Source organism: Mesorhizobium sp. (assembly GCF_005063415.1).
Classification (GTDB): domain Bacteria; phylum Pseudomonadota; class Alphaproteobacteria; order Rhizobiales; family Rhizobiaceae; genus Mesorhizobium.
This window is the reverse complement of record NZ_SUEG01000002.1, coordinates 39,213-45,306: the sequence shown is the minus strand read 5'-3', so window position 1 is coordinate 45,306 and position 6,094 is coordinate 39,213. Positions and strand designations below refer to the sequence as shown.

The 6,094-nt window shown below is 64.5% G+C and carries 5 protein-coding genes and 1 pseudogene; 5 read left to right on the top strand and 1 reads right to left on the bottom strand.

Features of this window, described 5'->3' with window-relative positions; genetic code table 11:
• The 4 genes and pseudogenes from E5W70_RS01270 to E5W70_RS01255 all read left to right on the top strand — a co-directional run.
• A pseudogene (locus tag E5W70_RS01270) lies at positions 1 to 328 on the top strand (ABC transporter substrate-binding protein); the annotation flags it as partial.
• An 18-nt stretch (positions 329 to 346) separates the two neighbouring features.
• Positions 347 to 1,855 carry a sugar ABC transporter ATP-binding protein gene (locus E5W70_RS01265; RefSeq protein ID WP_292653652.1) on the top strand — a complete coding sequence of 503 codons (1,509 nt, stop codon included), beginning with the start codon at positions 347 to 349 and terminating at the stop codon, positions 1,853 to 1,855.
• A complete protein-coding gene (locus tag E5W70_RS01260) occupies positions 1,852 to 2,817 on the top strand; it encodes an ABC transporter permease (RefSeq protein ID WP_292653651.1) in 966 nt (321 codons plus the stop codon). Before E5W70_RS01265 ends, E5W70_RS01260 begins: the two co-directional genes overlap by 4 nt.
• The gene (locus E5W70_RS01255; protein ID WP_292653650.1) at positions 2,814 to 3,785 is read left to right on the top strand and encodes an ABC transporter permease; all 972 of its coding nucleotides are present in this window, start codon (positions 2,814 to 2,816) and stop codon (positions 3,783 to 3,785) included. Before E5W70_RS01260 ends, E5W70_RS01255 begins: the two co-directional genes overlap by 4 nt.
• On the opposite strand, the gene E5W70_RS01250 is transcribed toward E5W70_RS01255, so the two are convergent.
• Positions 3,759 to 4,700 carry an amidohydrolase family protein gene (locus E5W70_RS01250; protein WP_292653649.1) on the bottom strand — a complete coding sequence of 314 codons (942 nt, stop codon included), beginning with the start codon at positions 4,698 to 4,700 and terminating at the stop codon, positions 3,759 to 3,761. The genes E5W70_RS01255 and E5W70_RS01250 overlap by 27 nt on opposite strands.
• Positions 4,701 to 4,774: 74 nt before the next feature.
• Between E5W70_RS01250 and E5W70_RS01245 the strand changes: the two genes are divergently transcribed.
• Positions 4,775 to 6,094: an alanine racemase gene (locus tag E5W70_RS01245; RefSeq protein ID WP_292653648.1), complete on the top strand. Its 1,320-nt coding sequence runs from the start codon at positions 4,775 to 4,777 to the stop codon at positions 6,092 to 6,094.

Below are 6,094 nucleotides of genomic sequence, written 5' to 3'. Positions count from 1 at the left end.
TGCCGTGCTCGCGCTCGACAAGCAGGGTCGCGAACAGGTGCCGATCACCGGCGAGAATGCGCGCCAGTTCCTCGAATTGTGGAAGGAAAAGGGCTTGAAGAGCTGGGCGACGATGCAGCCGAACTGGCTCGGCGCTTTCGCCACCTACACCGCCGTACAGGCGCTGGACGGCAAGGATGTGCCGGCTTTCGTCAAGATCCCGCTGCCGGTGATCGACAATTCCAACATCGACGAATATCTCGCCCGGGCTAAGGATTTCCCGGCTGACGGTTACATCTATTCGCCGTACGATGAGGATCTGTTTAAGAAGCTGCTGGCCCAGAAATAAGCCTGAAGGGTGGTAGCATTGACAACCACGGCTACGCTTCTCGCCGCGCGGGGGGTGTCGAAGTCCTTCTTCGGCAACCCCGTCCTGCGCAACGTTTCCATCGCTCTGCAGCCGGGCCGCGTGCATGCGCTGCTCGGCGAGAACGGCGCGGGGAAGTCGACGCTGATCAACCTTTTGTCCGGCGCCCTGCGCCCGGACGGCGGGGCGATCGAGGTTGATGGACGTCCGGTATCGCGCATGAGCCCCGCTCATGCGCGGCACGCCGGCATCGCCGTTGTCCAACAGGAACTCAGCCTGACGGCCAGTCTCTCGATCGCCGAAAATATCGGGCTCGGCGCCTATCCCAAGAGATTCGGCTTGGTCGATTATACCGAACTCGCCGCACGGGCCAGGGCCGCATGCGATCTTGTCGGCCTTCGCGAACCGCTGTCGACGCCGGTGGGGCATCTGTCACTCGGCCGCCGTCAGATGGTGGAGATCGCCAAGGCGCTTTACCGGCGGCCGCGCGTGCTCATTCTCGACGAACCCACCTCATCGCTATCGGCAACCGAGACAAAAACCCTCACGGACCTGCTGGAAAGGCTTCGGGCCGAGGGCATCGCCATTCTCTACATCTCACACCGGCTGAACGAAGTGATGACGCTGTGCCAGCATGTCACCGTACTGAAGGACGGCGCCTGCACGGCGGACCAGTCGCTGGAAGAAACTGATGCCGCCGGGCTGGTGCGGCTGATGGTCGGCCGCGACCCCGGCGATCTCTTTCCACGATGGCGGCCTTCACCATCGCCAGCCAGCGCCATCTCGGTTCGTAATTTTTCGGCCGGCCTGATGCGCGACGTCGATCTCGACATCAGGACGGGCGAGGTGCTTGGGATCGGCGGCCTGGTCGGGCAGGGGCAGGAAGATCTGCTGCTTGGCCTCTACGGCGCGATCCCGGCTAGGACGGCATCCGCGACCGTAAACGGTGCTTCGGGTTTGCCGGGCGGCGTGCCGAGCGCCAATGCGCTCGGCCTCGCCTATGTCCCGGCCGACCGCAAGCGCGAAGGCCTGCACCTGATCCATCCCATCATCACCAACATGATGCTACCAGCCTTCGCAAGGCTGCCGGCGTTGAAGCTGCGCAGCCGGCGTGCCGAGCGCGATATGGCGAGGGGACTCGCCGCCCAGCTTGCCATCAAGGGCGATCTCGACCGCCCGGCGCAGGCACTCTCAGGTGGCAACCAGCAGAAGGTCGCGCTGGCGAAATGGATGCCACACGATCCGCTTGTGCTTCTCCTCAACGACCCGACGCGCGGCGTCGATGTCGAGACCAAGCGTGAGATCTACATGATGCTTCGCAATCTCGCTGCCGCCGGCAAGGCGATCGTCCTGCTCAGTTCCGACACACCCGAACTGGTGCACCTTTGCGACCGCGTCGCCGTGGTCCGCGAAGGCCGCATCAAGGCCATGCTCGAGCGCGAGGCACTGAGCGAGGAAGCCATCGTCTCCGCCGCAATGGGCGCCGAACAGCAGAAAGTTGCGGCATGAGCACGGTTGTATCCTCAAGCCAAGCCGGCGCCCTCTACTGGCCGGTTCAGCTGCGCCGAAATGTTGGCGTGCGCAGCCTGTTCGCCGTGGTTCTGGCGTTCCTCGTTGCCTACGGCGTGTTGTTCCCCGGCCTCTTGACGGCGTCCGGCTTCGCCAAATTCACCCAGAGCTGGTTTCCGCTGGCGCTGGTCGCGATGGCCCAGGCGATCCTCATGCTCACGGGCGGCATCAGCTTGGCGATCGGCGCACTGGTCAGTCTCGGCGCGGTAATCGCCGCGACGACGATGATCGGGCCGCTGGGCGTTGCCGGCGGTACCGCCGCAGTGGCGCTGACCGGTGTCGGCATCGGTGCCGCGACGGGGTTCATCGTCGTGAAGCTTCGGTTGCCGGCCATCGTGGTGACGCTCGCCGGCTCCTTCATCATCGGCGGTGCTGCGTTGCTCATCCTGCCGAGGCCGGGCGGCGCCATTCCGGAGTGGCTGTCGGACCTGCTTGCCGGCAACACGCCGGCGGCATTCGTGTTGTTGGTGCTCGTCGTGCTTTTGTGGAAACTCTATCTCGCCACGCCGCTTGGGTTGAGCCTCTATGCCGCCGGTGAGAATCCGGTCGGCGCCTATCGCTCCGGCGTGCCGGTCGATGGCGCGCGGATCGCGGCCTATGCGATCAGCGGTCTGCTTTGCACAGGCGCCGGCCTGTTCGTCGCCGCGCAAACGGGTTCGGGCGATCCGGTCATAGGCTCGGCCTTCACGCTGAATTCCATTGCCGCCGCGGTGCTCGGCGGAATCGGCTTCCTCGGCGGCCAAGGCACGATGCGCGGTGCGCTTGCCGGCAGCCTGCTGCTCAGCCTGATGATCAGTGTCATGTTCTTCCTCGGCTTCACGCCAGTTGCTCAGTATGTCGCCCAAGGCCTCATCATCATCGGGGCGGTCGCCATTCCGCAATTCCGCAAGGTGCAGCAATGACAGCACGGAAAGAGAGCGCGCGCGGCAGGCGGGCGTTGACGATCCTGCGCAGCCGGCCCTTCCTCACGGTCGCTATCGTTGCCGCGGTGTGGATCGCGGCGAGCTTCGCTTCACGTGGCTTCGGCGCTTATGGTCATTTGCGCTATTTGGTCGAGTTGGGCGCGGTGATCGGCCTGGTCGCGGCGGGCCAGACCTTCGTGGTGATTGCCGGCGGCATCGACCTTTCCGTCGCGGCGATCGTCACGGTCAGTGCCGTCAGCCTCCCGCTGCTCTCATTGCAGGCGGATCCGACCGGGCTCACAGCCGTTCTTGCAGTGCTTGCGTTGACGACCGCGATAGGTCTCGTAAACGGGCTGGGCGTGGCGCTGTTGCGCGTTCATCCAATGATCATGACACTGGCGATGGCGACATTCCTGCAGGGCCTCCTGATCATCATCGCCGGCGGCAGCGCCGTGACCGCCGAGAACCCGCTGGTCCGCTGGCTCGGCAATGCGCGGCCAGCCGGTATTCCGGCAGGCGTGCTTTTGTGGGTGGCCATTTCCGTGATCGTTCTGACCACGATGCATGCGACATCCCTCGGTGCCCGGATTTTCGCGATGGGCGCCAATCCGCTTGCCGCGGCGCTGTCCGGAGTTTCCGTCGCCTCGACCACGCTCGCGGTCTACGGCATCAGCGGCTTCTGTTCGGGACTTGCCGGTATGTTGGTCCTCGGCATGAACGGCCAAGGCTATGTCGGGATCGGAGATCCCTATCTCCTCGCCTCGATTGCCGCCGTGGTGCTCGGCGGCACCTCGATACTGGGCGGGCTCGGCACCTATGCCGGTACTATCCCCGGCGCCATCCTGCTGGTCACGATCACGGCGCTGATCACCGTCGTCAACGCATCGCCCGGCTGGCGCAGTATCCTGTTCGGATCGCTGATTCTGGGGCTGCTGCTTCTCTCAGGCAGGGAGCAGGCCCGCCGATGAAATATCGTGCAGCCGGTAGATACGCCTTGCGTTGCCGAAGAACAGCGCCGTTTGCTCGTCCGCGGAAAGCTCTCCTGCAATGGCTTTGAAGCTGTCATATACTGCATCGAACGACGCATGCAGGCCGGCGACTGGGAAGTCACTGCCGAACATCGCGCGCTGCGTACCGAAACAGTCGATGCAATGCATGACAACCGGCTTCAGGCTGTCGAGTGTCCAGTCATGATCATAGGCGACCAGATCCGATATCTTGATGGCAGCGTTGTCGCACTCCGACAAAAGCCGCAGCCCTTCGCGCCACACCCGCATCCCGTACGCATCGCGATCGATCGGGCTGCCGCAGTGGTTGAGAACAAAGAGCTGGTCCGGAAAGGCCGCTGCGAGGCGCGCCGCACCGGCGAGCTGGCGCGGAAACACCATCAGGTCGAAAACCAGCCGGTGGCGCCCAAGCAGGGACAGGCCGGCACGCCAGGCCTGATCGTCCATGATGCCGTCACGGGCAGCAAAACGGCGGGCAGGATCCGGATCCCAGCTCAGTATGTCGCGCACACCGACGACACGGTCGAATGCCGCCTGCGCCTCGACCAGCGCCGGCGCTTGGCGGCTCGCCAGCGGTATGTGAACGACATAACGGGCGGCCACGCCGCGCGACTTGTCGAGCGTTTCAAGCCACCGCGTTTCGCCGACGCAGTCATCCCCGGTCCAGCCGGCTTCGACATGGACCGTTGCGACGACATTGTGCCGGCCGGCGTCGCGCAAATAATCTTCAGGAAGGTAGTTTCGCCGCAACGGGCCAAGCTCCCCCAGACCGCCGCGTTCGCCAGCCGTTGTGGCGAGCCAGGGGTGCCGGCTGAGGCCGAGATCCCAAAGATGATGGTGGGCATCGATGATCGGTCCGCGGTAAGGTGTTGGCACGCATCTCTCTCATGGTGTGGCCGGAATCGGAAATCGATCCGGACTTCATCCTGTGAAGGAAGGACTAGCATCGGATGACCGAAAGCTCACCCGTACTGTCGCTGGCGACTCGAGAAAATTTCCTCCTCGATGACCGTATCCGCGGCGTGCCGCCTGGCACCCTCGGCTTGGACAGCAGCCTTGTCGCATCTGAGCGCTGGCATCCAGCGCATGGGCGTATGTCGTTGCCGGTGTTGACCGTCGACGAGGAGGCCTTCATCGCCAATCGTGACCTGTTCCTGCGCTATGCGCGAGAACAGGGCGCCCTGATCGCCCCGCATGCCAAGACCCCGATGGCGCCTGATCTTGCCCGGTCGCTGATCGAGGCCGGAGCATGGGGCACGACCGTCGCCGACATAAGGCAGGCCACGGTGATGCTCCGAGCCGGAGTCTCTCGGCTGATCATTGCCAATGAGGTCGGCGGACCAGGTGGTGCGAACCGGCTTGCGGTTCTTGTCAGCGCCTGGCCAAGCGCCGAGTTCTACGTTTTCGCCGATTCGATCGCCGCCGTGAATGCGCTTGCCGAAGCCTGGCGGGCCAATGCGACGCTGCCGCCATTGCGCGTGCTCGTCGAACTTGGAGCGGGGAGGGCAGGCGCCCGGACCACCGGCGAAGCCGAGGCGATTGCCGACGCGATTATAGCAGCCGGCGGCCGGCTGCTGATCGCCGGCGTCGCAACCTATGAAGGTGCCGCGGCGCAGCCCGATCCTGGCGGCACGGATGAGGCGATATCCGCCCTGCTGACAATGACAGCCGACATGTTCCTGCGGCTCCGCGCCCGCGTCGGCGGCGACACCCCGCTGATCGTCACGGCAGGCGGCTCGGTATACTTCGACAAAGTGGTGGCAGCGCTTTCGCCTCTCGTTTCCAGGGACGGCAGCGCGACTCTGGTGCTGCGCAGCGGCGCCATCTTCTTCCACGACCATGGCGTCTACGACCGCTCGCTCGGCGCACTCGATGCCCGCGAGGGCTTTGCAGTCGACGGCTTCAATGCGTCCGCACGAAATTCGTTCCGTCCGGCTTTGCGCCTGTGGGCCGAGGTACTGTCGCGGCCGGAGCCCGCCCTTGCGATCTGCGGGATGGGCATGCGCGACGTGTCGTTCGACCAGGGCTTTCCAATTGTCCTGACCATCTTTCGTGCCGGCAAGCAGCTGCCGATAGCGCGTGCCGAGGTCTTCAAGCTCAACGACCAGCACGCCTTCCTATCAATTGCGTCGGGCGACGACATTGCCGTCGGCGACACCGTTGAATTCGGCATCTCCCATCCCTGCACCTGCCTCGATCGCTATCGCGTGATCTTCGGCGTCGACGCGGCCGGGTATGTCAGCCACGCTTTTCCCACCTATTTCGGCTGA